This window comes from Xanthomonas sp. CPBF 426 (genome assembly GCF_903989465.1).
Lineage (GTDB): Bacteria > Pseudomonadota > Gammaproteobacteria > Xanthomonadales > Xanthomonadaceae > Xanthomonas > Xanthomonas euroxanthea.
In genome coordinates, this window is sequence record NZ_LR861805.1 from 1,522,444 (window position 1) to 1,545,917 (window position 23,474).

20 protein-coding genes and 1 pseudogene are annotated in these 23,474 nt (G+C 58.0%); 12 read left to right on the forward strand and 9 right to left on the reverse strand.

What is annotated here, in order from left to right; all coding sequences use genetic code 11:
- Window positions 1-39: 39 nt before the first annotated feature.
- Window positions 40-801, reverse strand: a complete 762-nt coding sequence (locus tag H7A87_RS06495; RefSeq protein ID WP_180496914.1) for a hypothetical protein — start codon at window positions 799-801, stop codon at window positions 40-42.
- Between the two features lie 51 nt (window positions 802-852).
- Here H7A87_RS06495 and H7A87_RS06500 point away from each other — a divergent pair, with 51 nt between their 5' ends.
- On the forward strand, window positions 853-1,251 hold the full coding sequence (locus H7A87_RS06500) for a helix-turn-helix transcriptional regulator (protein WP_232087940.1): 399 nt from the start codon (window positions 853-855) through the stop codon (window positions 1,249-1,251).
- Here H7A87_RS06500 and H7A87_RS06505 read toward each other — a convergent pair.
- From H7A87_RS06505 to H7A87_RS06525, 5 genes are all read right to left on the reverse strand, one after another.
- Window positions 1,248-2,801, reverse strand: a complete 1,554-nt coding sequence (locus H7A87_RS06505; protein WP_119128935.1) for a DUF4365 domain-containing protein — start codon at window positions 2,799-2,801, stop codon at window positions 1,248-1,250. The two genes, H7A87_RS06500 and H7A87_RS06505, sit on opposite strands and share 4 nt — an antisense overlap.
- Before the next feature lie 130 nt (window positions 2,802-2,931).
- The gene (locus H7A87_RS06510) at window positions 2,932-4,347 is read right to left on the reverse strand and encodes a UvrD-helicase domain-containing protein (RefSeq protein ID WP_119128936.1); all 1,416 of its coding nucleotides are present in this window, start codon (window positions 4,345-4,347) and stop codon (window positions 2,932-2,934) included.
- Window positions 4,337-6,064 (reverse strand): ATP-binding protein, encoded by a 1,728-nt coding sequence (locus H7A87_RS06515; protein ID WP_119128937.1) that lies wholly within the window; start codon window positions 6,062-6,064, stop codon window positions 4,337-4,339. The genes H7A87_RS06510 and H7A87_RS06515 overlap by 11 nt, the downstream gene beginning before the upstream one ends.
- A 192-nt stretch (window positions 6,065-6,256) precedes the next feature.
- Window positions 6,257-7,648: a site-specific integrase gene (locus tag H7A87_RS06520; RefSeq protein WP_180496915.1), complete on the reverse strand. Its 1,392-nt coding sequence runs from the start codon at window positions 7,646-7,648 to the stop codon at window positions 6,257-6,259.
- 653 nt (window positions 7,649-8,301) lie between these two features.
- Complete coding sequence (locus H7A87_RS06525) at window positions 8,302-8,748, reverse strand: hypothetical protein (protein WP_147421096.1); 447 nt, start codon at window positions 8,746-8,748, stop codon at window positions 8,302-8,304.
- A gap of 425 nt (window positions 8,749-9,173) precedes the next feature.
- On the opposite strand from H7A87_RS06525, the gene H7A87_RS06530 reads away from it, so the two are divergent.
- The 8 genes and pseudogenes from H7A87_RS06530 (at window position 9,174) to cho (ending at window position 17,286) form a co-directional block, all read left to right on the forward strand.
- Window positions 9,174-9,917, forward strand: coding sequence for a hypothetical protein (locus H7A87_RS06530; protein ID WP_119128939.1), 744 nt, complete (start codon window positions 9,174-9,176; stop codon window positions 9,915-9,917).
- Between the two features lie 709 nt (window positions 9,918-10,626).
- The gene (locus H7A87_RS06535) at window positions 10,627-12,168 is read left to right on the forward strand and encodes an N-acetylmuramoyl-L-alanine amidase (protein ID WP_232087941.1); all 1,542 of its coding nucleotides are present in this window, start codon (window positions 10,627-10,629) and stop codon (window positions 12,166-12,168) included.
- A gap of 339 nt (window positions 12,169-12,507) precedes the next feature.
- Window positions 12,508-12,732, forward strand: a complete 225-nt coding sequence (locus H7A87_RS06540) for a hypothetical protein (protein ID WP_025989212.1) — start codon at window positions 12,508-12,510, stop codon at window positions 12,730-12,732.
- A gap of 391 nt (window positions 12,733-13,123) precedes the next feature.
- Window positions 13,124-13,603 carry a DNA repair protein RadC gene (gene radC, locus H7A87_RS06545; RefSeq protein ID WP_119128940.1) on the forward strand — a complete coding sequence of 160 codons (480 nt, stop codon included), beginning with the start codon at window positions 13,124-13,126 and terminating at the stop codon, window positions 13,601-13,603.
- A 69-nt stretch (window positions 13,604-13,672) separates the two neighbouring features.
- Window positions 13,673-13,864 (forward strand): hypothetical protein, encoded by a 192-nt coding sequence (locus H7A87_RS06550; protein ID WP_119128941.1) that lies wholly within the window; start codon window positions 13,673-13,675, stop codon window positions 13,862-13,864.
- Between the two features lie 513 nt (window positions 13,865-14,377).
- Complete coding sequence (locus tag H7A87_RS06555; RefSeq protein ID WP_147421097.1) at window positions 14,378-14,653, forward strand: hypothetical protein; 276 nt, start codon at window positions 14,378-14,380, stop codon at window positions 14,651-14,653.
- 997 nt (window positions 14,654-15,650) lie between these two features.
- A pseudogene (locus H7A87_RS20980) lies at window positions 15,651-16,058 on the forward strand (XVIPCD domain-containing protein); the annotation flags it as partial.
- Between the two features lie 364 nt (window positions 16,059-16,422).
- Window positions 16,423-17,286: an excinuclease Cho gene (gene cho / locus H7A87_RS06565; RefSeq protein ID WP_119128944.1), complete on the forward strand. Its 864-nt coding sequence runs from the start codon at window positions 16,423-16,425 to the stop codon at window positions 17,284-17,286.
- 148 nt (window positions 17,287-17,434) lie between these two features.
- Here cho and H7A87_RS06570 read toward each other — a convergent pair whose 3' ends face one another.
- Complete coding sequence (locus tag H7A87_RS06570; protein ID WP_119128945.1) at window positions 17,435-17,689, reverse strand: hypothetical protein; 255 nt, start codon at window positions 17,687-17,689, stop codon at window positions 17,435-17,437.
- A gap of 257 nt (window positions 17,690-17,946) precedes the next feature.
- Here H7A87_RS06570 and mobQ point away from each other — a divergent pair, with 257 nt between their 5' ends.
- Window positions 17,947-19,539 (forward strand): MobQ family relaxase, encoded by a 1,593-nt coding sequence (gene mobQ, locus H7A87_RS06575; RefSeq protein ID WP_119128946.1) that lies wholly within the window; start codon window positions 17,947-17,949, stop codon window positions 19,537-19,539.
- 45 nt (window positions 19,540-19,584) lie between these two features.
- Here the strand turns inward: mobQ and H7A87_RS06580 are convergent, their stop codons facing one another.
- On the reverse strand, window positions 19,585-19,956 hold the full coding sequence (locus H7A87_RS06580; protein WP_104627773.1) for a hypothetical protein: 372 nt from the start codon (window positions 19,954-19,956) through the stop codon (window positions 19,585-19,587).
- A gap of 166 nt (window positions 19,957-20,122) precedes the next feature.
- On the reverse strand, window positions 20,123-20,827 hold the full coding sequence (locus tag H7A87_RS06585) for a hypothetical protein (protein ID WP_119128947.1): 705 nt from the start codon (window positions 20,825-20,827) through the stop codon (window positions 20,123-20,125).
- A 1,054-nt stretch (window positions 20,828-21,881) separates the two neighbouring features.
- On the opposite strand from H7A87_RS06585, the gene H7A87_RS06590 reads away from it, so the two are divergent.
- Window positions 21,882-22,451: a TetR/AcrR family transcriptional regulator gene (locus H7A87_RS06590; protein WP_119128948.1), complete on the forward strand. Its 570-nt coding sequence runs from the start codon at window positions 21,882-21,884 to the stop codon at window positions 22,449-22,451.
- Between the two features lie 48 nt (window positions 22,452-22,499).
- Entirely contained in the window at window positions 22,500-23,432 is a 933-nt protein-coding gene (locus H7A87_RS06595) for an oxidoreductase (RefSeq protein WP_119128949.1), read from the forward strand.
- Window positions 23,433-23,474 lie beyond the last annotated feature (42 nt).

A 23,474-nucleotide genomic window follows, 5' to 3' on the forward strand; every position in this document is an offset into this window, starting at 1 on the left:
TCGTTCCTTTGCTGATGAGTGATAGAGAGGGCGACCGGCTTACTTGTCGCGGTTCCCGTCGGGCTTGAACCCGGCGATCCACATCCGGGTGTCTTTGAAGGGCGTCAGCAGGCCGCTGGCCCCCGGGTGCAGGTCGGCGGTCTGGACAAAGCCGCTCACCCAGGCGATGCGCAGCGACACGTCCAGGGCGCGGTCAGCGACTCCGGGCCGGCTGACGTTGACCACGAAGGGCTGAGCCGGCGGGGTGGGGCCTGTGGACCGCTGAGCGCCCGTGTTGGGCTTGCTGGGCATCACTCTGATCCCGCTGAGCGAGTCGCGGCCTTTCCACAGGGCTGCGCTGTTGAGCTCCGCCGTCTCGCCCAGGTCGTCCGTTTCCGTCACTGCAGCATCGAAGCAGGTGCGGAAGGTCTCGACGCTTGAGGCTGTCGGGCTGCTCCAGATGCGGGCTTCCGCGGTCCAGCAGGGCAGGGATGCCCCCCACTCGGTAAAGGTCAACGCGACCCGGGGCCAATCCAGCTTCCCAAGCTGGGCCTGCTGGTGGTTATCGCCCTTGAAGAGGTTGGGCAGTTTTCCGGCGCCACTGATAGGCGTGTAAATCGAGCCCGTCCTTTGGTTTGCTGCCTTACTACCAGCATTCGGCTTGATGCCCACCATCTGCTTGCCGGTGTCGGCCAACCCCTTTCCAAGTTGACGGAAAAAGCCGGACTTCTGCTCCGACACCTCTTGGGCTTGGGCACTGAGTGGAGAGACGAGCGTCAACGCCAAGAGCGCAGCGAACGCTCCGTGTCCTGTGTGCTTCATACGAAAAGCCCCTGTAGACCGCCGGTCTGGCAGCATTTACGATAATCGCAGATGAGTCGCCCGCTTCCAAGCGGCACACTGAGGGAATTCAGCTTTCGTGCAATCTTCTCGATGCCCAAACCCAAGACACCTGCCACGGTCTATGGCACGCGTCTGCGCAATGCGCGGATGGCCATGGGCTGGACCCAAGCCGATCTGGCGGAGCGCATTGGGATGGTGGACTCGGTGTCGGGAGCCACGCGCGTGAGCCGCTACGAGACGGGGCAACATGACCCGGATCCTGCGACCGCTGAGGCACTAGCGAAGGCGTTAAAGCTACCTGTGGCCTATTTCCACGCCACTTCCGACGTGCTGGCCGACATCATCTTGATTGTGTCGCGGTTGCCTGTCGCCAAGCAGAAAGAGGCACTTGAGCGCTTGAAAGAGATTGCCGGGCAATCAAACCCTTAGCGGTTTCTCCGAATCTTTCCACTGCTTACCATAGTCTTACAGTGCCTAAGCCACGCTTGGCCCCGCTCATCTTTTGTAATGCTGACCCTATTGGAGTTAGGAATCACATCCATGACATAGTTTGTCATGCTTATTTCTACCGGGATATTTCCAACTTCCTTCCCGGCTACTTCAAGAGACCATTGCGTTTCGCAAAGAAACTCTCCTGCAACCTTTGTGTGCCTAAGTGCTCCGTTGTTGGATAGGTCTACTTCCATCGCGCCAATGTTAACGGATTTTTTAGCCCCTCTCAAAAGTTCGAATGCTAGATCTATGTCCTCAAAGTCTTCTGAAGAGAAAAGGTCGTCTTTTTTAACGGAAAAATTTGAGTTGAGCACTCTAGTAATCATATGTAGCCGACTAAGACTTCTGATCCGCTGCAAAACGGGTAGCCATCCATCGACGGATTCGACGGGGGGCTTGAGCTCGATTCGTTGGTTATCAAAATCAAGTGCAATGTGCATTGAGTCTTCTGCGGCAACTTGCTCTGCCCAGCTAGCGAGTGGAGCGAGTTCATGGAACGACTGCAGAACGTTTTCTTGAAAATAACCTGCCCGGATACCAATGTTAAGAACGGTCTTGAGGCGTGTCTCTTCTTGAGTCAAGCGTAGAACTAAGTTGATAGGAGAAGGCTGGAGCTCATTTGTGATCCCTGAGCCTTTCGATCCTGAAAAAAGATCTGCCGGCAAAATCAGCTCGCTTGCCAAGACCGAATATTCCCGTCCTGGACAGATACTAACGAGCCCTTTCTTAGCGGATATCTGCTTCATGGTCACCATGCCTTTGGAAAGCGGCGCTGGCGAAATTGTATTTGAGAAATTGCTTGGTAACGTGATTTTAAAATCGCTCACGTCGAAGGAGCGTGGGAGGCCGTATTCATAAGCATCCTTCAAGCGTTCTATGTTCTCTGGGCTATCAATGGGCCGAAAAGAGATGTTGGCATTAGGGGGTGAATATAAAGGTGGCGCCTCTCTTGTTTTTGAAGGTTGTGGCTGTTGGGGTGTAATCTTTTTTACATTCGGAGTGAAGTTTCGACCTTCTATTTCTATGGAGAGACGGTCTTTTGTTTGGATCAATGATCTAATGCTTTCTTGCAGATACTGTTCGAAGAATTTCCTGTCCTCCATTGTCCGAGCTGGATCGAAGGTGACTGTTCTTCTTTTTTTATCCAGAAGGACCTCCTTATTTGTGGCCGCCCAAGCTTGCGCGTGCACCCAGTATATGGTTTTGTCAGATGCAACCCGTAATATGAACACAGGAAGGATGCTTGCTGCATATTGACGGAGTCGACTACTCGCAACCAATGCCTTAGGTCGCTTACTTGATACGGCGGTTCCTTTTACTTGGACAAGAAATCTTATCCCCCTGTAGATGTTCTGGTCTGGAGTGATGCAGAGGTCATAGCCAATGTCAATACGGTCTTGACCCACATTCCAATCCCAAGACATAAATAGATCCTCAACAGCTAGCTCAGCGCGATGTCCAGTTTTATGTATCGTGGGAAAATTCATGAAAGTCTGATGGTCCTTATGTCTGATCGTGCTGAAGTCGCATAGCTTAGGTAAGCATGAACTGAGGTTCGCTCGGCGAGCATTGCCACACCGACGTCAAGCACACGGCGGTGCTTGAGGTGATGGGGACCTAGCGTGGAGTTAGAAGGGGGGTGGAGGAGCAAACGACGACAGCTTTGGCTCCACGTGTGAGGGCAACATAGAGGTGCTGCGCACTCATGACCTCCGGCTCCAGGATGATGGCCACATCCGCCTCCAGACCTTTCAACAGCAGCGTGCTGCCAACCGCCCGCCTGGCTATCGAGGAGCGGGTGTGTCGGTTGCGTTCACGTGCATGCAATGCGGCCGCCAAGAACTCCTTTTCGCCACGAACCGCTGATTCCATCGCGGATCGGCAACAGTGGAGAATTTCTGGTCGATAGACGCGCGTATCAACGTGGTTGGCGAGCGCGTTGATGAGTTGCAAGGCGCCTTGCAGAGTTCGGTTTGTCTCAAAGGACATTGCCGCGGCCTCAGGACCGGTGGGGGGATTCTTTGCCCGGCCGCTTTGCAGGCTAGCAACTCGCGTCAGCAAGTTAGGAGCGCCGACCCCTGTCATTATTTGACCAGCGAACTCGGCTAGCTCTCGTAGCGCGGTTGCGCTTTCGGGATTGAAGATTCGTGCAAATGCGACCAAGTCTTTTAAATCGACGGCTTCCACAGCCATGGCCCCGGGCGTTTGACTGGTGAGTTGGTGGCGTCCTCGCACGTTCATCGAATCACCGATGACAAGCACGGTTCCCTGGCCTGGAGCATTGGTCCGTGCTGCCATCATCCGCTGCACAGCCTCACTGCCTGCGGTGAGCTGGACCCATTTCAGTTCTGGCGGGGCTGCCCGAAGATTAATTGTTCCGCCTGCTTCCAAGACCGTGCGTGCACCCAATAACCATTGTCCCAGCGGTTCTGTGCCGGCGTTGCGCCAGCGCCAAGGGGTTCCGAGTGCTCCGGAAGGCACGAAGAACGGCTGCACATCTGCGTGCCAATTCACCAGGCGATTGTTGCCAAACCCGAAAATGGCTTGCATGGGGTCGCCCAACACACACGTGGGCAACATCGACGCCAGGCCGCAGACCAAGGCATGTTGGACCGTGTTGCAATCCTGGTATTCGTCCACCCATAGACGGTCATAAGTGGCAGCGACAGCTTGGAAAAGGTGTCCCGCTGTCAGCAGGCTAAGGGCAGCTTGACGGATTGCTGGATAGTCCGTGGCGGGGTTGCCAAGTTCCAAAAGGCTCGGGGGATGGCCGCTTCTAGCCGGAAACTTGCCGATGAGCCGCATGGCGAAACCATCGATCGTCGATAACCGATAGGCCGCGCCAGATATGTTCGCCTTCTTCAGACGGGCCCGTAGGGCTGCCACCCCCGCGTTGGTATGAGTGAGGATCAAAACTGGCTTGCCGGGCGATCTCCCAGCCAAGGACCTGGTAATTAGCTCCGTCTTGCCGCAGCCGGCTGGGGCGGTGATGGAACCGCGCTGGATGGCGACAAGGTCGATTTCAGGGGGCACGCATGAACCTCCAAAGTTGATCCACAACCGACCGAAACTCTTTATCAGCGTTTTCATAGCCGTGGGAGACGATGGATAAGACGATGTCTTGATAGGCCGTCAGTGATTTGAACCATCCACTTCCACGAATCCGTGAGGCTGCTCCCAAGAGCTCTCGCGTTTCCGAAGAGTAATCCGTTGTCGGCCTCTGCGCTTCAATGGCAGTCAGCGTCCATCGACCGTTCGATCTGGTCTGGATGTGCTGGTTCATCAGGTCTTCTCCGACAAGCCCTTTAGCCTTGAGCAATAGCGCATCAATGGAAGTGCCAGGGAGGTAGCGAAACAGCTCATCTTCTAAAGTTAGACCCAGCCGCCACGTCGCGATGTCCCCCAGGTTTGAGCGGTAGCCCTCCGCCACGCCCGGCTTGGCACTCTTGTCTGCGTCGATGAAGACCAAGACCCGATAGCCAAGGCCCATTAAAGCTTCTGCACGGGCAAAGGCGTTGTCGGGAGAGCCTCCGCCCGCGTTGACGTAGGCGCCTCCGTGCGCGAGAAACGAGGTCTCTCCAGTGGCCACCGCCCACTGATCCAGGCCGCGTGCAAAACCAACTTCACTTGCACCTTCACAGATGATCACCGACTTGGCTAGGAAGGCTTCCGGATCCATTCGCAGGGTGCTTTGGACCTCATCCGACGTCCCTGCTGACCACACCCGGTGCAGATAGGGGTAGCAGCGAACAACGAAAAGTTGGTGCCCTGACAATTCGCGCAAGGCAACAGGGGAATGGGTTGTCAAAAATGCTTGAACAGGAAGATGGGACTCTTTGGCACCAAGCGAGTCGAGCAGTCGCATGAGCCTATGGGGTTCCAAGCCGTATTCCACTTCGTCAACCAAAGCGATCGGGGCAGCTGTCGCGGCCTTACGCTGAAGTCCCGCGACTAGCAAGCGTGAGGAGCCTGTGCCGAGGGATCGAAGCGGGATGCCTTGCTGGTCGTGAAGTGCAATCGCTCCTTCACCAATAGCTACTGCGTGCGCGTCAAGCAAAGCCTGAGGGGCTGCTCCCACGGACACGCCCAAGTTTTGAGCAGTGGTCTGCACGACCGCCAGCGTCGCGGCCAGGTGCGGCGTCGCCTGGGTGCCGAAACTTGCACGTGCCTGCCGGGCAGCGGCTGCCAATTGAGCCCCTAACTCTGCTTTCTCCTCCGTTAGACGGTTCAAGACAGACCCTCTGCTCCACGATAGGTTGGAAGCTGCGAACTGTCCGATCCGGGCCGGAGCTATGGCGGATCGCTCCTTCCAAGGCAGGCTTCGTTCAAGGCCATCCTGATTAGCGCGTTCCGAGAACAACGTCCAAGAAGGCTCAAGATCCGCATTGACCAGCAGCTGAAGCGTCAGAACCGTTTCCCACTCGGCCTTGGGCTCATCCTCAATAGCTCCGGTCGTTGGGTCGAACGCCCTGAGGAAATCCCCATAGATGTCGATGTCCATCAGTGTGGCAGGGAGCTCCCCTAGTGTGATTTGGATGGAGAGCGGGACGTTGACGTTGAGGCCGTGGAAATCCGCGTCGCCGAATGTCACTGATCGCCTAGCCCCCAAGCAGAGATCAATCGCATCCAGAATCGTGGACTTTCCGCTATCCCCGGGACCAATCAGGCAGTTGATGCCGGGCGACGGAGCCCAATCCAGAGATTGAATTGCGCGAAAATTGCGAATTGCAATGTGGCGAACACGCGGCATACCAATTCCTTGGAGTTGATGCTATTAAATAATCCATGGCTACTATCGCTTGAGCTCGCTATAGACCTCAGTAGCCCACGTCTTGCCGAATCGTAGGCTAGAAGAGATTCGACTGCACTTGGTTGCACTGCTGGAGTGTTTAGAGCCCAGCCACACCAATCGGCCAAGTTGCCCTTGGCCGGCCGTGCGTTGTTACGGGTAAAACTTGGTGGGGTCTGCCAAGCTCTCCTTGAACTGGCCTCGCTCATACTTGGGTAGCTCAACCGGTGGCTTGTATTTCGCCAGAATTTTGATTTGCTTGGCCCGGGCGAGCTTGGGCTTCTTGTGGAAATACGCGTCGTGCAGCACTGGCACGTTCTTCCGCAGCGAGTGGCCCGTAATGAGGGCGATGTCTTGGTCGGACACGTTCTTGTGGTGAAGCTCGGTGGCCAGGGTGTGGCGGAAGGCGTGAGCGCCGATGCCCTTTCCGAAGCCCAAGGTCTTCATGTAACTGCTGAACTGGTTCACTGCCCCTTGGCTGTAGCGCGCATTCGTCTCACCGGTCTCCCGGTTGACGCCTGCAGAGAGGTGGGGGAAGAGGCGAGGGTGCCCGCAAGCCTTGATGTCCTCCAGGAAGTCCAGGAAGCCGACATCGAGGAGTGGCTTGGGGATGGGCAGGGTGCGCACTGCTGCTTTGCCTTTAAGGCTTTGACGGCTCTTGTTTCGATCCTTATGCCTGAGATCGGCGTCGACCGTTTTTTGGATGCGGATACACCAGACCTTGGCTTCCTCGACAATGTCGGCCACCTTCAGCTGAGCGAGCTCGTTGATGCGCGCCCCCGTGTAGAGCGAGATCATGGGCAGCCACCACCGATGCGGATACTTCTTGGCCCAGGCCGGGAACGTCTTGGGTGAAAAAATGCGCTGAAGCTCTTCCTTGTCAAACAAGCGCTCGGGCTTGTTCGGGTCCACTACTAGGTCCTTCTTGATTTCGGGGAATGCGTCCATCGGCGACATGGGAATGGCTTTGGCCTTCACCAGCTTGCCGAAGAAAGACACCAAGAACCTTCTGTGCTTCTCAAGCGTGGCAGGAGCAGGTGGCGACACGCCAAGTTCCTTGCCAAGGGCAACCGCCTGTTCGAGCGTGTAATCCCGATACTTGGGATCGGACAGCAGAAGGGGTGGGGCCCAATGCATCAGGTCCCAAAGCTTGTAGATGTGAGCGTGGTCGATGCGCGACACAGGAATGTCACCGCAGGCGATCCGCAGGAGCTTCAGCGAGCGAGCCGTGTCTTCGACGGTCTCTTTGGCCAGGCCGCACCGCTCGCGGTGCCCGAGGTAGTCCGAGATCTCAACCGAGAGTAACCGAGCAGGGGAGCCCATAGGCAGGGGCTCGGGGTAATGAGTCCGGTTCTTGCTGAGGCGCACCCGCCGAGAGCGTTCGTCTGCGCGGTCGAAGAGCTCCAGGGCGTGGATCGCAGCTTCGCGACCCGTAATGTTGATTTCGGAGGCCCGGACGTTCCCAACATGGACATCCTTTATTTGCAGGAGACCGAAGGGGGCGGTGATGTAATCGCGGAGTTGCTGCTGGACTGTAGATGACACGGCTTGCTTCCATTGGAACAATGGAAGTAGTGATAAAACAGCCCAGAAATTCGTCAATCAAAAAAAGCAGTTTTTTACTTTGCTTGAAGCAAACTCTACCGAAAAGGCTCGGGTCCAACTTTTGGCAAAACTATTCTGTCTGGGTTGCACGCGGCGGTTCCATAAAATTCAATGTCTTAGCGGTGTTTGGACAATAATTTTCGAGTGTTTTTCCCTGTCATTACTGTACTGTTTAATGCAAATATACTAACTAAGGCAGTCTTTATGTTAGTTTTTAAGGTGTACTGTTCCTAAATGGTGTGCTCGGATGTTAGTATTATCTAAGTAAATATTCAGCAAAAAAAGAAAGTTACCTAACATGGACTCCTTCGAGGGCGTGCTGCTCGATTACTTTCGAGCGGATCGCGCGCTGTTCGTCAGCAGCTAGGGTCGCATCTTATAGGTGCGCGCGTCCTTGGATAACCCGCCGATGGCTGATTTTTAAGTCAACCACCGGTGTAAGGCTTGACGGAAGGTCCCCTTTAGCTAATGTCGGTGGACTCTCTTGAACGGTCAGCGAACGTGTCTCTTGCTCTGTCTTCCCCTGTCAATACTTTACGCCGCCGGCCAAAAATTCTCTGCATAAGCGAGGACATGATCTGCCAGGTGGCCGATCAGTTGTCCTGCGCCTCTTCTAGCTGGGCTGTGAAGACCACAGTCATTGCAGGTGATAATGAGATGCGTCGGGCCTCCTCACCAGGACAAGACACATCCATTGCGTAGTGGGTGGGGTGGATCATCAAGTGTATGACCTGGGGCGCCTTGATCTGTGAGGCTGACCACACTACGTTATCCGAGCGTAGCAAAGGCAACGACAGATAGTGTTGGATTTCTTTTGACAAGGAGGTAATTGAGTGGCCTTGCTTAAGCGTTTCCCGCCTTAGGTCTTCGATCAAGCGTTTCACCAATGGGCGACCGATGGCCCAGGCTGAAATATCGCCGGATTCTGTTTCGAAGGTTAATAGCACGATTTTGGGAATATTCTTTTCGGGAACTGCCGGAACCCAATCGAATTGAAAACGGGTCAAGCGATCGCCCAAGAACAAAGATGTGTCACCCATGTGCAGACTCTCAAGGAGGAGAGTCCTTATAATTGCATGTCCCCAGTCTTGACGGCAGCACTTGTGGAAAAAATCAACATCAACGTTACTTGCCTCATGCAATGCCCCGATAGCGTCTCGCCGGCCTCAGCAGCTTTATTGCCATCCTCAAAAGTGGCTCGGGCAGAAATTTCGCTGGGTCTAGGAGCTGATTAACGCGGAGTGCTAATAGGATGGCCCCTCAAAGCCTTTTCTCTTTGAGAGCCATACTCGAACAGAGCGTTTTGCGCCGGGTGAGGGAAGATTGCTTCGGAATCTCTGCTAGAGGTCTCGGTTCCGAAGGCCATTCATAGCCATCATATGCGTGCCTCCTTGGTTGCCGTTGCAGCGTGCTGAGCAAGGCGTCATTGATCATTCCATCCTGCATACGCCAGTAAGAGGCACCAATGTCTAGTCAAGGCAAACATCCTAAGCACATCTTCCTCGTGGCGTTGCTCCTAGCGAGCTGTTTAACGTCAGCTGTAACTCAGGCAGCTCCGGTTGTTGGCATTCCAGCTGGTGATTGGCGCGGAATCCTGCCCGCTAGCGGGGCCGCGGGCCCGGTTTATGTCCGCTTGAGTGAGCGCGCGACAGGCGGCAGCGGCCCCCAGGTTGGGGACTTGCGGTTTGGGCCGCCCTTCAACTGTGCCCTGGAATTGCGGGCGCAGAACGATGCTTACACGCTGACGTCCCGTAACGGGGGCAAGTTCTGCGACGCGCAGACCGGTAAACAGGCTCAGCTTAGGGTGATGGACGAGACAGCAGAGAGTATAGAGCTCACACTGCTGGGACATGAGCAGCCTTTGGTCATAACCCTGGACCAGAAAAAGGAAGGGGTGGCTGAAGCCGGTCGCTGGCGAGCTGCGGGCCTTATCAGCGCACAGTTAGAGATTGTTGCGGCCAGCGTCCGGCCTGGGGATGTGCTTGGTCGCCTGCGCTATGGCGCTCCTAGGGATTGTCAAGTGGAATTGCGATACGCCGGTCGCGTCGATGGGGCGTTGACCACATGGGTCGTCGCGAATGATCGCGGATATTGCCGTCAGCTCAGCGACAGCCAAGCCACCATGCAGATTCGTCCGGATGGCAGCGCGACGCTTTCGATCTTCGTCAAGGGTCAGCGCGACACGCTACTTTTTGAACGTATGCCTTGATGCGCTCAGGTATTCAAAGGGCGCAGCCTACCGAGCCCGCGAACCATGTTCTTGGAGGATGTCGTGCCTGGCGCTACCGGTCTTGGAATCGGGGTGCCTTTGAAGACCCGTCCGCAATGAGCCCCGCGGCCTCGGCCAAGCCGGGTTTCAATCGCGTAGGGCGACAGCGCCGCGTGACTCAGAACTTCCTGACAGCCCAAGGGGTGTCAGGCCTATAGGCCACGGAACGCCTGCAGCGCAGCCTGACTTTGCCGGACGCGGGACCGATGGTCGCTCACCCCGCGCGACGCTTGAGCAGCGTCAAGCCGGCAACCAAAGTATCTAGAGTAGAGATCCCGTGCATGGGCAGCGGCTAGTGACCATCCGAAGCTCCTCAAGCTGAGCTATGCTCCAGCACTTGACCGAATGGACACTCTTGTTCTTTAGCTGCTTTCGGCAGGATTCTTGGTCGACTGCCTGTCCATCAGACGCAAAACAGGGATGGAGGACTGAGCGAGGCACGTATCGATTCCTGGTTGCATCGACGGGCTCGCAAGCATGCGCACGGCCTGTCATTCCGGGGACGCTTGTTTGCGGTAAATGGTTTAAGGCACATCGAAAAAAAGGAGCAGGGGGAACGAAGGCCTCTCGTTCGGAGGTCAAAAAGTTAGGAAACAAGGGAAGGTGCATGATGCGCGCAAGACATGGAAAGACGTTGGTGACGTGTGTAGTGGGCGTGACGCTGAGCTGTCTTTTCAGCTTCGGTGCCGTCGCCCAGGAAAATCCCGAACTACCGGTGCTTAGTGCAAAGAATAGTCAATCCATTGCTAAAGAGATTGAGCCAGCGTTGCAGCAGTTTGTGGATCAGCAAGAGCGCTTGCCCACCCAAGCCAAGCAGGTGCTCGTCAAAGTGACGCCTGACATCCAGGCGGGCATTGTCTGGATTGACCTTGATTCTGGATATTTGCCGAGGGGGATCTCTGAGTTCACAGAGGGATTCGGCGAGAAGGTGCGAGAGGTCGAGAACGAAGGTTACGAATTGATCGAAGGCGTCGTAAAGTTTCGATACATCCGGGTGCGTATTGGGGGAAAGAACCTCAACGAGATCTACCCTCCGGAGCATCTGAAAAAGAAGAGAGCGAGCGTAGATGCGGCTGCTGTTCCTGTTGAAGGACTTGTCGTCTTAAATCCAGGGCATGGCAAATATCTCAACCACGAGGATGAGACATGGCGCTATCAGCGGCCAACGCTCTATGTTGGGACAACTGATATTTACGAAGACGTTGTCACGCCCGGCTATTCTTCAATGCTGGCGAGTCTGTTGACCGAAAGAAGTGCCAACACTGCAACGAGCATCAAGCACACGCGCGACATAGGCAACACCAATGTCGACCCGGAAAGCGGGTTGGCTTGGGCTGCTCTCGGTGCTCGCTATTACCTGAAAAGACTCTATCCAGCACTGGGTGCAACCATTTGGAATAAATTTCCAAATGGCTCGCCTGACCGGAAACAGCCCGACCGAGCCAATTTGCGAGAATACGACGATGACATCCGTGCACGGCCTGAATATGCAAATTACATCAACGCAGACACACTGATTTCTCTCCACACCGATGCCAGCACCAACACAAGCGCACGCGGTGCCACAGTCATTGCAAACGTAGACGACAGCGCGTCGAATCAGTTGGGGCAAAATATTCTCTGTTACGTCACCGAGCAAATTCGTCAACTCCCCGCTTACTCCACCTACCCCATCCGACCGGGTGTAAGAGACGGTGCAAGCTACGGTGAGGTCAGAGTAGCCGCCATGCCAACGGCTTTGATAGAGGTGGGATTTCACACCAACGCAGATGATTCGATCGCCCTGCGTAATTCCGTATTCCGTGCTGCTGCCATGCGTGGTGTTGAAAAGGGTTATAGAACATTTAAGGCAGGTGAGACCACATGCTTGCCCTTCAAGATTGCATCCATCCCCACGGCCTCCGGCAAGTTTCGGGTTCGGTTCCCTGTGCCAGTCACACTTCAGGGTCATCCACGGTTTCCGGTCACTGTGGTGACTGTTCCTGTCAGCTGTCCGTCAACCTGGACGTGCGGTAGTAAAACAAACTCTTTCACAAAGGCGGTTGATAACGTGGTCACCCCCACGTATTACTGCGATGCTCCAAGCACCAAACCCGCGGCAAGCTTCAAATGGAAAACAACTGTCAAAGATGCGGATGGTGTGGTGACAGCTGCCGTAGAGCACATGACTTCTTGCTCTGCGGGAACGTAAGCCGCGCTCGACATATCACTGCTGCACAGAAAGGGCCGCAAGGCTCTTTCTGCTTGCGAGAGCATCTGAGGCCATCGGCGCGGCCCTATTCAATCCTCTGGATTGATAGTTAGTCTGATTTATATTCAAAGCAGCGATCTGCTTGGTTCAGAACTTTCTGACATCCGATAGCGCGACGAATGCCAAGAGCGCAATCTGACCTTGCCGGACGTGGGACCCAATGGTCGCTCACCCTACGGGGCGCTTGAGCAGCGCCATCTCGGCACCTGAAGGGGCTAGCTGTCTTGCGTTGGCCGCGGCGTCTCAAGCAGTGCGACCGCACTGCCGATACTCAGGCCCATGGACAGAGCCGAGCTTCGCCGTCACCTCGAACGCCTGGATGCTGCGGTGCCCGCCCTGCGGGCCTCAAGTCCTGATCGCCGTCATTTTTGGCAAGCCTTTGCCAATATGGCTGCTGCCATCGAGAGCAAGGCGATGACGAGCGAGGACGCGCAGTTCGTCGGCCGTCGGGCCGAGGAAATCTTGTCGTGGCACGGACTGGGAAACATAGACGAACACGTCTGAGCCCGTTGGGGTCGACCAGCCCATCCCGATGCCTGCGTGCTTCTCCTGCGCAGCGATGCGTGCGTAAGGCAGGCACAGGTCCGCAGAAGCCCCACTGGCTGCAAAGCCCAGGCGCCGCCTGCTGACATCGATCACCCCCTCCCATCCGAATGCCGTTTAGCCCGCAGGCCTTGTAGGGCATGCATGGTGCTGTCTCCACCAGCGCTGGGCCTCTGGAAGGGACCTTAGCTTCGCTGCCCCCGCCGCAAGGGCGAGCCTCCTTCTCGACGCTGGCGCTTTGTTGCGGCCCTCCGCTGCGCGCCTAACGGTGCTCACTCCCGGGTGCGGTAGGGCCGGACGCTTCGCTTGCCGGTTCCCACGAGGCGCACAACGCGCTGGTGGAGAAGAACCGATGAAGCGCACCCAAGACCGAGCAGTCCAGTATCAACTCCAGATGGACGAGGCGGGTATTTTGCTCGCAGCAGCCCGCATCCTCGAAGGGCGGCTTCAGCGCCAAGGTCGGATCCACAGCCCCGAGCAGGCCGGTAGCTACCTTATTGCCCGCTGCGCACATCTGAGTCACGAAATTTTCGGCGTCGTCTTCCTGGATAACCAGCACCACATCCTGGCCACCGAGCACCTCTTCACCGGCACCACCGACGCCTGCGAAGTCCACAGCCGAGTCGTCGCCAAGCGCGCCCTGGAGCTCAACGCCGTCGCCCTCATCCTCTTCCACAACCACCCGAGTGACAATCCGGAGCCGAGCGAAGCCGACCGCAGGGTTACCAAGCGCCTGCAGGAAGCATTGGGCCTCCTGGATATCCGGGTGCTGGACCACTTGGTCATCGGCGGCCAGAAGAGCGTCAGCCTTGCGGCAAGGGGGTGGGCATAGCCCGCCCCTTCACCTATGTAGTCTGCCGACGCTAAACTGCCAAGGCAGATGCACAACCATGGAGCAGGAATGAAGGCGTTTCACGTGCGTGGAATTGTCTGGGAGACCGATGGCAAGCGTCCTAAATTGCCCACTGAAGCCACGGTCGAATGCGCGAGCGAAGAAGACATCGCCGATGCGCTTAGCGATGCTTACGGATGGCTGGTGAGGGACTTCGGTGTCGTAGACGGTGCTGATGGTGCCAGTGATCCGAGAGCGTGATTCCATTCTGGGACGCGCGCCGCACCTGACGGTTAGACTCTGGTGGCAACGAAGCACATCGAGCACTCACGGAGGCTCAGCTTGCGGTTACTGATTCGCAGCATTGTCGTGCTTACTCTTTCGTTAGGGACGCTGGCCTGTGCTCAAGGGCCGGCGAGTAGCCAAGGCACTCAGGAGAAGACAATGGAAGGACATCCCCCCAGCGCTGCAGACGTGCGCTCCGAGCAAGACAAAGCCGCTGCTAGTGCGGACAGGGCTGCAGACGAGGCCACCCGGCGAGCCGCTCCCAATGCTGTGGTGTCTGGCGATTACCCCCCATTGCCGCAAGGCCCGGCGCTAACGTCAGGTGCATTGGTCGAGGCCATCGTTCGAATGGCCAAATCTTTCGAAACCAGAGCAGACATGGCCCCGGCTCACGTTGCGCATGTGTCAGGGCTTGAGGTGACGCCAGACAGTCAAGTGCGGCGCACAGGGCTCCAGGGCGCACTAGGTGCGGGGCACTATGAGTTCGCTGTGTGGAAGCCTTACGCGCGTCATCCTGGGCACACCATCGAGCTCACCGTGCGGCCGTCCGAGGCCTGCGACCTGTCGTTTAAATCACTGCATGACCCATTGGTTGCAGCCGGGTTCGGTGTGACCAAGAACGCGGTGGGCTTCAAACCGACGGTCTACTTTGAGCGAGCACTCGCAGACGGGCTTGGCTTGTATGTTGTCGTCAGCACGGACAAGCACGAGGACCCACGCTGCGTTTCGCGGGTCAGGCTCGAAATGGAGCCGCGTGATGGCTGATCAGCGCGACATTGACCGGTTGCTTCAAGACCTGGAGCGGCAGCCGGGCCTCCCCAAGGGTGCGGTGCGTGACCTCCGTGAAGCCATAGATACTTCGCCTTACCTTGCTTCGGTCATGACCCAAGCCATCGATCTGGGCACCCTCCGTCGCCTGGAAGTGTCCAACCAGCCGAATGAGGGCGGGCACTACGATGACAGGACGGGCACCGTCAGCATCAACACCTCGATTTTCGCGCCGTCCATTCGGTCCGACCGCTTAGACATGTTGGCGGGAACGTTGGGGCACGAGACTGGGCATGCGCTGATGGCGCCGTCGGCGCAGGTTTCCTTGAACACCTTTGTGTTCAAGCTCGATACCGCTCTAAAAGACGGCGTCCAATACGGTGAATCGGTGGTTGATGTGACAGCGCCATCCAAGGAATACATCGCGTCCGCGAGGCAGAACGAAGCCTTGGCCGAGTTGGTGAGCATGAATTCCGTGGCCAGTCGAGTGACGACGACTACGGGAGAGTTCAACCAGGCCGAGTTTCTGCGTCGCGTCGAGCCGACAACCGCTTGCGTGAAAGACGGAAAGCTTGAGCCAGGCATCCATTTGGACGAGCGCGGACTTCAGCGGACGGGAAACAGCATTTCCAGCCCGGCTGTGGAGGCCGTTGCCGTTTGCCACTTCGATAGAAGCGACAGCAGCATGGGGCGCCAAGGCACGGCTAACTACCCCGGCTACTACGCGGCTTACCCTGTGAGCGCAGGGGCTGCGTTGCTAAAAGATCGCGCAGGCTCGACGACCCAGGCCTTGCCGCGGCTGGGTTACAACCTCGCAGAGCTCGGCACCGATACGGCCAAGCTGGAGGGAGCCGGACTGAACTTGGGCGGGCAGGGCAAAGCGTTCGGGTTCGTCGATACTTCCCACGGTCAGCAGCGGGAAGTGGAGGTGCGCCAACTGGGCACAGCGCGGCATCGCCCGGACATTGAGCCCCCATCGCTTCGATCACCTTCGCAGGTGCTGGCAGACAATCCCGCTCACCCCGACCATCAGACCTATGCCCGCATCCACGACTGGGTCAAAGGCACTGGCAACTGGAGCGATGAGGAGAGCCGCAACGTGTCGGCGTCACTCTACAAGCAGCAGGTGGACGATCCGCTGTTGAAACGTGTGGACCAAGTCATCGGGGGCTTAGGCCGAGATGGGGCGCACAACGTCTTTGCGGTCTACGCTCCACATGGGGTGGGGGTCGCGCCCATGTTCCATGCCCATGTCGACGGACGCGAGGCCTCCCAGCAGCCGGCCCAGCAGAACCTTCAGCAGGCTGAAACCATTCAGCAGAACCAGGTCCGCCAGCAGGCGTTCGAACAGACGCAGCAGCAAAACGTTCAACAGGAGCAGGGACCAAGGATGACGATGTAGTCGCGGGGAGCGATCTCGATTGGCTCGATTGAAATTTCCCTATCCGCCGCACGGCGTCGAAGAAGCAGGCAGGTCGTCGATAGATGGCTCTCCTTGCCCCTGTCTATATCTAAAGCATGTTCTTAGGAATGTCTGAAATGCCGTGGCTGAACTGGCCCAGCCGTCAGTAGGACCAGACCCGCCGCCTTTGACGCATACCGCTAACTTGACCGGTGGCGTCCTCGCACCAAGGCCCTGCTAGGCACAGCTATGCTGAGGCTAGCTTAGAGCGGATCGACGCGGGCGGTGCAGAGTGCAGTCGCACAGACTGAGACGGCGTTGCACCAGAGTGTCACCCCTACAATCACCGCCTTCACAATACTGCATGCCCAGTAGTGCCAAGCGCGCCCGCCGCGCATCCGATGTTTTCGACTACGCTTACCCAGAGCATTTGCGCGATTGCGTGGAAGCACTTCCTAAAGCAGCAGGGGTCTACACCTTTCACGGGAAGGAAGGCCTGTTGCCGCTCTACATCGGTAAGAGCATCAACGTGCGCACCCGGGTGATGGACCATTGCCGCACCCCGGAAGAGGCCTCACTGCTTCGTCAAACGACCTCGGTTTCCTGTATCTCCATGGCAGGGGACGTTGGTGCACGTTTGCTGGAGGCGCAAATGGTCAAGCGTCAGATGCCGCTCTACAACAAGCTGCTTCGGAAGGTCCCGCGGCAGTTCTCCATCCGCCTCTATCGGGGCGAGGTCTCTATCGTCCACTCGGCAGAATACGACGTGACCTCCTCACCGATGCTCTACGGGCTCTACTCCAGCCCGCAGTCCGCTCAAAAAAGCTTGCGGCGCATCGCCGATGACCACCGGCTCTGTTACTCCCTGGTAGGGCTCGAGCGGCTGCCTTTGGGCCGCCCATGCTTTCGCGCCATGCTCAAGCGATGCGCGGGCGCTTGCTCGGGAAGTGAGACCCTGGATGAGCACGAAGAGCGCTTACGTGCTGCACTCATTCGTCTAGAGCTTTCAACCTGGCCCTTTCATGGCCGGATTGCGTTGGAAGAGAAGGGCGAGAACTTGCGCCAGCTCCACGTGCTGGATGCCTGGCACTACCTGGGCACCGTCACGACACTGACGGCGGCCAGGAAGCTGAAAGGCGAGCCGTTGGGCTTCGACCGGGACAGCTACAGGATCATCAGGGCTGCGATAGAGTCGGGACTTCACGCCATCACCGTCCTCGGCCCGTAGAGCTCTTCCGCGCTATCAAACAGGGCCAGATCCGTTGGCAAGTCATGGAACCGATGCAGCCGGGGAGCGTCCAGCAGGAGCAAGGGCCTCGGATGACCATGGGCGAGCATTGGGCGGCTTGCAAAAAAGCTGACTTGATAGGGCAAGGTTAGTGGAGCAAGCCTGCCCGGTCCCTCATGTGATTGAGCAGCAACGTTTCCAGTTCTGCCTCGTCTAGTGCATGTGCACCCGTCTGGAAGACTAGGTCAGCCACTCGGTGCCGCCGTCTCATCTCTTCGCGCCTTGCTGTTTCCTGCGCCTTTGCTTCGCGGCGCTGGTTGGCTAAAAGCTCTTTCGCTTGCAGCTGTGCTAAGCGCTCGGTGGCCCGCTGAATTTGGTCTCGGTAGTGATTCGTTGCGGTCATGCGTTTCTCCTGTCGCTTGGAAATGAGTCAACCAGGAAAACGGCTTGCGTCAAGCGTTGAGGTGGTCTCGAATTTCGGCCGCTTCGAAAATCGAAAAGTCTGAAAAAGAAGGCTTAAAAGAAAGAAGCAAGAGCGCACTGATGCAATGTCTGCGACATAGCGCGCGCCAGGTGCTACGCCCCCGGACCCCAAGCGCGAAGCGCTTGCGCAAATCAAAAGCCGCGGCATAAAGGGAGCAACCTCATCCGGAGCTCTGCATGGCCATCTACCACTCCCGCGTCAAAGTTTTTAGTCGTTCCCGCGGCGATTCCGCTGTCGCCGCTGCCGCTTATCGCGGTGGGCTGCTTCTCATCGATCACCTCACCGGCCAGCGCCACGACTATCGCCGCCGCGGTGGAGTTGTCGCGTCTGAGTGTCTGGCTCCCGAGGATGCCCCGGCATGGGCCTTCGTCCCGGCCGAGCTCTGGCCGAAAGCCGAGGCGGCGGAGAATCGCAAAAATTCGGTGGTGGCCCGCGAGTTTGAAGTGGCCTTGCCCCACGAACTCAATGACGAGCAGCGGTCCGAGCTCGCGGTGGCCATCGGGCAAGCCCTGGTCGCCCGCTACGGGTTTGCTGTGCAAGCGAGCATCCACTCTCCAGGCTCACGCGATGGGCTGAACCATCACGTCCATCTGCTGGCCACCACGCGCCGCCTGACCAGCGACGGTTTTTCCGAGAAGACGCGTGAGCTGGATGGCGGGGCGTCTGGGAAGATTGAAATCGAGTGGATCCGCCAAACCATCGCCTCAACTATCAACGAACATCTGGCTGCTGCGGGCATCGATGCCCGGGTCGACCACCGCCGCCTGGAAGTCCAGGCCGAAGAGGCCCTGGCTCGCGGCGACTGGGCCGAAGCGATGGTCCTGTCCCGGCAGCCCACGAAGCACATGGGCAAGACAGCAACAGCACTGGCCCGCAAGGGCGTGATGACCGACCGTGCCGCCGAAAACGCGCGCATCGTTCGAGAAAACGAAGAGGCCTTTGAACGGTTGCTTGCGCAAGCCGAGCAGGAGGGCAGGGCAGTTCCGGGCTCCAATGGTCATAGCCATAACCAGCCGCAGCGCGACCGTCGACGTCGGGCTGGCCCCACGAATGACCTTCAAACCGCTGTGCCCGGGTTGGAAATCCACGGGCTCCGCGGCATGCGCCTCTCCGATGCGCTGGGTCGGCCTGCCGAAGACACGCAGGTGCGGCCGCTTCGCTCTATCAGTGAGCTGGTCGCCGAGGCGGCTCGTGACCTCGCGGAGATCCTCTCGACCCGTTCCGACCTTGCGTTGACCGCGACTCAGCGCTTGGTGAGGAGATGGAATGCGCATGCGGCGACGTTTGTCGACAACGCCAGCCTTCGCCGAGGGCTTGATGGGCTGGTCGAACGACTGGGCAGCCTCAAGCGCAGCGTGGTGAAGTTCGCCCAACGAACCAGCGCCTTGGGGCGTGCCGAGAAGCTCTTCCACCTAGCTGAGCAGGCATGGGAGCAGTTCAACGGCGGCCATCCTCGGCCCGATGGCGAGTGGTCCTCTCAAGAATGGGAAACGCGACGAGGACGGCGGTTGGCCGTGCTGGAAAAACGAACAGCCGAATTGGCGACAGCCCGGGCAGCGGTCTCCGAGCAGCGGTGGAACGACGACGAGAACGAGATTGAGATCCGCGCGGCTCAGGTGGAGCAGTGGAGCGAAGCGGTGCTCGCAAGTCCAGAGCATGAAATCGTCCATGGCTCTGTTGCATCTATCGACGCTACTCCAGCCATGCCCAAGCCTTCGCCGATGCCAGTGCCAGCGCTGCAACCAACACGCCGGCGGCCGCGGCCCTGATGAATATCGAAAGCCCCGCATCTGCGGGGCTTTTTCTCTTGGCCCTCAGTGCTGGGGCCGAGGACGAGGGCGCAAATCTATGTGCTCGACTCCAATGGACTCCTTGGGGCGGGGGACGTTGTCCTTCTCCTTGTTCTTCTTGCGCGCCTCTCGCCACTCCTCAATTGAAGCAGGCATGGTCGGCACGACGCTACGATCGACAGCGGCTCGTTTGACGACGATGGGTTGGGATGGGGCCATGGTCGATGCCTGCGCCTGACCGGCTGGCCCTGTCCCGCCGAGTCTCAGTAGCTCGGCAGCCAAGTCGAGCGCGTATTTGATGTCCTCCACCTCATGAGGGGGAAGGCGGGTGGTGCGCTGCTGAAGGAGGTGGCCGAGCAAGCGACTGGCGATCTGAATCTGCGTTTGGTGGTGCATGGGTGCTCCTGTGTTGGGTAAGCACCCATAAAATCAGTTAGCTCTTTTCACGCAAGAGCTCGCTTGACGCGGCACTTCACAAATTTGATGGCTGGCTGCGCCGTAATTTCATAGGAGGTATTAGCCTTCCATCGTCACGTATTAGGCAATCGCTTGGTTACGTGATTCAGGAGCGACAGGAGTCTCCGGGCGCTGCCCGGTCAACCTGTTTCTTGTCCGATTCGATCCGGTCGGCGGCGAGCATAAGCAAGCCCGATAGTCGCTCCAGCTGGCCAGCGAGCATGATGATGGCGGCAGCTCCGATAAGAACGCCCAAGCTGCCCGCAAAGACGAAGGGTGGGACATCTTGGAGTTTTCCCCAGATGGAGGCTTTTTCACCAGCCTCCTTGAGATTGATTGCAACTACGCCAACCGCTGATAGCACTGTTCCCATCTGCGATCTTCTGGTCAGGAGCTTGGCTTTCAGATCCAGTTGCTTGCCATGCTCTCGTAGGCGGATCGGTTCGCAGCGTGTCAGGCTGGCGATGATCTTTTGCTCAAGCATGATGTCTTCATCTACCCGTGTGGCAGCGCCGAGATACCCGGCTTTAAGCGTGAGAACCATGTCCACAATTTGCGTAACACACCAAATCAAGAAATCTGCAGCGAGGACGATCATCAGGATCATCAAGACAGCTCTGGTCGTGTCGGCAGTCAGTATCCCGGTCACTCCGAGTCCAGCTGCTGCTGCCATAAGAACCGCAATGACCAAAGCCGCGTAAAAGCACCACCGCTCAACTTTCGCGGCGGTCGAGCGCTCCTCTCGGGGTCTTTTGATCTTCGTCAGCAGTTCGGCCGTGCTGGGGATGGGGGCAAAAAGATGCTCGGCCATTTTCTCGACTCAAGTGGGAGGGGACGTCTCCAAAATGTCGCCGAAGGTTTTCTCATAGGTTGAGATACACGGTCTCTGATTGCGTGCGCTGCATGTCGATTGATCGAAGCCAGCAACGCGGCTGCCAAGGGCCAGAGGCAGGGATACCACTGTTCAGTGATGGTCGAGCTCCTCCGAGCAACTCGGCTACCAGTGCAGCAGACTAAGAATGTTGCGAAATTGTTGCGACGGGCTAGACACTCCCTGTCCGCTTCCTCAATACGCTTGCTGCACAAGGCTTTTGAGCTATACGATCACCACACGCCAAGATTTCATGAGCGGGGTGTGCTCTGCAGCCCCGCCGGTGTTCTTGGTTTTTTCTTTTGTGTCAGTGCTTTGCAAGAAATGTTCTTCCGGGATGTGGCGGTCAATCAGGGTCGGTAGCGGCGAGTGACGGTGAGTTTTGTCGCGGCGCCGTTGCGGCGACCCTCCAAACGAGATCGGATCGATATGCGACGAAACGGACGAGGCCTTGGAGTGGCGCAGATGTTGCGACGGAACCAGGGGCCGCCTCAAGTCGGCATGGGCTCAAGTTTAAGCTCAGCCATCGACAAATCCTTGAGCTGTCGATCGAGAGGGGCCGCCCATCGGTTCCAGTGGGCGCTGACTGGATTCGGGTTCTATGCAGGAAAGCGGACCACGGCCTGTGAAGTGGTCCGGCGTGGCCCGCAGGGCGCGCGTCGCTTCGCGCCGGGTAACGTTACTGACAGCGGCCTGGAGGAGCGCCTGTGCCGTCGCCAGGGATGAGTTGGCGGTGTTGAGAAGCACCGGGGAGAACCGCCTATCTGCCGACATGGGATCCCATCAGCGATGGGGTGTCCGAGGATCAGGTGCATGCGGAGAATGACGTATCGCCTCTGGATCACGGCGGCGAAAGAACCTCCTGAGTTTTGTACGACGCGCATCACGTCGGTGAGCGCAGACATGATCTTGAACAGCACCGTCGAGCTAAGCCTTGACAAAAATGCTTCCGTTTAAGATGATTGAGTGATCACTCATTAAACGGTGGCAGATCATGGCGCGTCCCCTGAGCGAAGAAAAGCGCGATGCGCTTCTTCAAGCCGCATGTGCGCTCATCGCGCAGTTGGGCGTTGGGGCGCCCACCTCGAAGATTGCCAAGGCCGCAGGTGTGTCCGAAGGAACCCTGTTTACCTACTTTCCCACGAAGGATGACCTTCTCAATGCGCTGTTCCTGGCATTGGAAGGCGAACTTGCCGAATCGATGGCGGGGCCGTACCCGGCGGACGCATCCGCCCACGACCGGCTTTTCGTGGTGTGGAGTCGGCTGATCGATTGGGGGCTGAAGCATGCGGCGGCACGTAACGCCTTACGGCAGTTGAAGGTCTCGGACCGTGTAACGACCGAGAGCCGCCTGCGCTGCCACTCGATTTTTCTCGACGCGCGCTCACTCGTGGAGCGGTGTCTTGCGGAGCATTCGGCGCCTGACAGGCTCACGTTCTACATCGACACTGTGTTGTTCGAGCTTGCCGACATCACCATGAACGCCATCGTGGCAAACCCCGCCGAGCGCGAGGCGATTCAACGGGCCGGATTCGACCTTTTCTGGAAGGGGTCTGCCGCCTAATTTTTTGCCATTTAAATGCGTAAGCACTCACTCAAATAGGAGCGACCCATGTTGCTTGATCAAAGCGGCTTTACCGAAACAGATGTGCCGAACCAGGCGGGAAAATGCTTCATCGTCACCGGCGCCAACGCAGGCGTGGGCTTTGAGATCTCCCGGGTGCTCGCCGCGCGGGGCGCGCGGGTGTTGCTGGGCTGCCGCGAGCAGGGCAGGGCCGATGCGGCGATTGCGCGCATCAAGCGGCTGACACCCGGTGCCGATCTTGCATGGTTGCCATTGGATCTGGGCGATCTCGATAGCGTCCGTGCAGCCGCCGCACATGTTTTGAAGGAGCCACGCATCAATGTGCTCATCAACAACGCCGGCATCATGAATCCGCCGCTGATGCGCACCAAGCAGGGCTTCGAATCGCAGTTCGGCGTCAACCATCTCGGGGTGTTTGCGCTGACCTCATTGCTGCTGCCCAAGCTGGCCGAGACACCCGGCTCGCGCGTCGTGGTCACGTCCAGCATCGCGCATTTGAAGGCAACCCTCGATTGGGATGATCTCAACGCCGAGCGGAGCTACTCCAAGGGCGATCGCTATGGAGCGAGCAAACTGGCGAATGCGTTGTTCTTTTTCGAACTGGACCGGCGCCTACGCGCGACCCGGTCGCCCATCGTGGCTGTCGGTGCCCACCCCGGCGTGGCCAGCACCAGCCTGGGACGGCACATGGGCCCCATCCAGGTGATGGGCCCACTTGTCGGCCTGCTGCTCAACAGTGCTGCGAAGGGCGCGTGGCCGGCCCTGCTGGCAGCGACCGGGCCCGTGAAGCCCGGCGGCTATTACGGCCCCACCGGCTTCTGCGGGATCAGGGGTGTGGCCGGAGAGGCCAGACGCGCCCCGCAAGCTGAAGACCCGGCGCTCGCCAGGCGGCTGTGGGACATCTCTGTCGCCATGACCGGAATCAACCCTGGCCTGCCTGCGATCGGCGAACGCTATTAACCAATGGAGTCAACGGGATGCTTTTTGCCCGCAAGCGCGCCG

Coding starts and splice junctions, on each gene's coding strand:
- H7A87_RS06495 (WP_180496914.1), bottom strand. CDS start 801: ATGAAGCACACAGGACACGGAGCGTTCGCTGCGCTCTTGGCGTTGACG.
- H7A87_RS06500 (WP_232087940.1), top strand. CDS start 853: ATGAGTCGCCCGCTTCCAAGCGGCACACTGAGGGAATTCAGCTTTCGT.
- H7A87_RS06505 (WP_119128935.1), bottom strand. CDS start 2,801: ATGAATTTTCCCACGATACATAAAACTGGACATCGCGCTGAGCTAGCT.
- H7A87_RS06515 (WP_119128937.1), bottom strand. CDS start 6,064: ATGCCGCGTGTTCGCCACATTGCAATTCGCAATTTTCGCGCAATTCAA.
- H7A87_RS06525 (WP_147421096.1), bottom strand. CDS start 8,748: ATGGGTGACACATCTTTGTTCTTGGGCGATCGCTTGACCCGTTTTCAA.
- H7A87_RS06530 (WP_119128939.1), top strand. CDS start 9,174: ATGTCTAGTCAAGGCAAACATCCTAAGCACATCTTCCTCGTGGCGTTG.
- H7A87_RS06540 (WP_025989212.1), top strand. CDS start 12,508: ATGGACAGAGCCGAGCTTCGCCGTCACCTCGAACGCCTGGATGCTGCG.
- radC (WP_119128940.1), top strand. CDS start 13,124: ATGAAGCGCACCCAAGACCGAGCAGTCCAGTATCAACTCCAGATGGAC.
- H7A87_RS06550 (WP_119128941.1), top strand. CDS start 13,673: ATGAAGGCGTTTCACGTGCGTGGAATTGTCTGGGAGACCGATGGCAAG.
- cho (WP_119128944.1), top strand. CDS start 16,423: ATGCCCAGTAGTGCCAAGCGCGCCCGCCGCGCATCCGATGTTTTCGAC.
- H7A87_RS06570 (WP_119128945.1), bottom strand. CDS start 17,689: ATGACCGCAACGAATCACTACCGAGACCAAATTCAGCGGGCCACCGAG.
- mobQ (WP_119128946.1), top strand. CDS start 17,947: ATGGCCATCTACCACTCCCGCGTCAAAGTTTTTAGTCGTTCCCGCGGC.
- H7A87_RS06580 (WP_104627773.1), bottom strand. CDS start 19,956: ATGCACCACCAAACGCAGATTCAGATCGCCAGTCGCTTGCTCGGCCAC.
- H7A87_RS06585 (WP_119128947.1), bottom strand. CDS start 20,827: ATGGCCGAGCATCTTTTTGCCCCCATCCCCAGCACGGCCGAACTGCTG.
- H7A87_RS06590 (WP_119128948.1), top strand. CDS start 21,882: ATGGCGCGTCCCCTGAGCGAAGAAAAGCGCGATGCGCTTCTTCAAGCC.
- H7A87_RS06595 (WP_119128949.1), top strand. CDS start 22,500: ATGTTGCTTGATCAAAGCGGCTTTACCGAAACAGATGTGCCGAACCAG.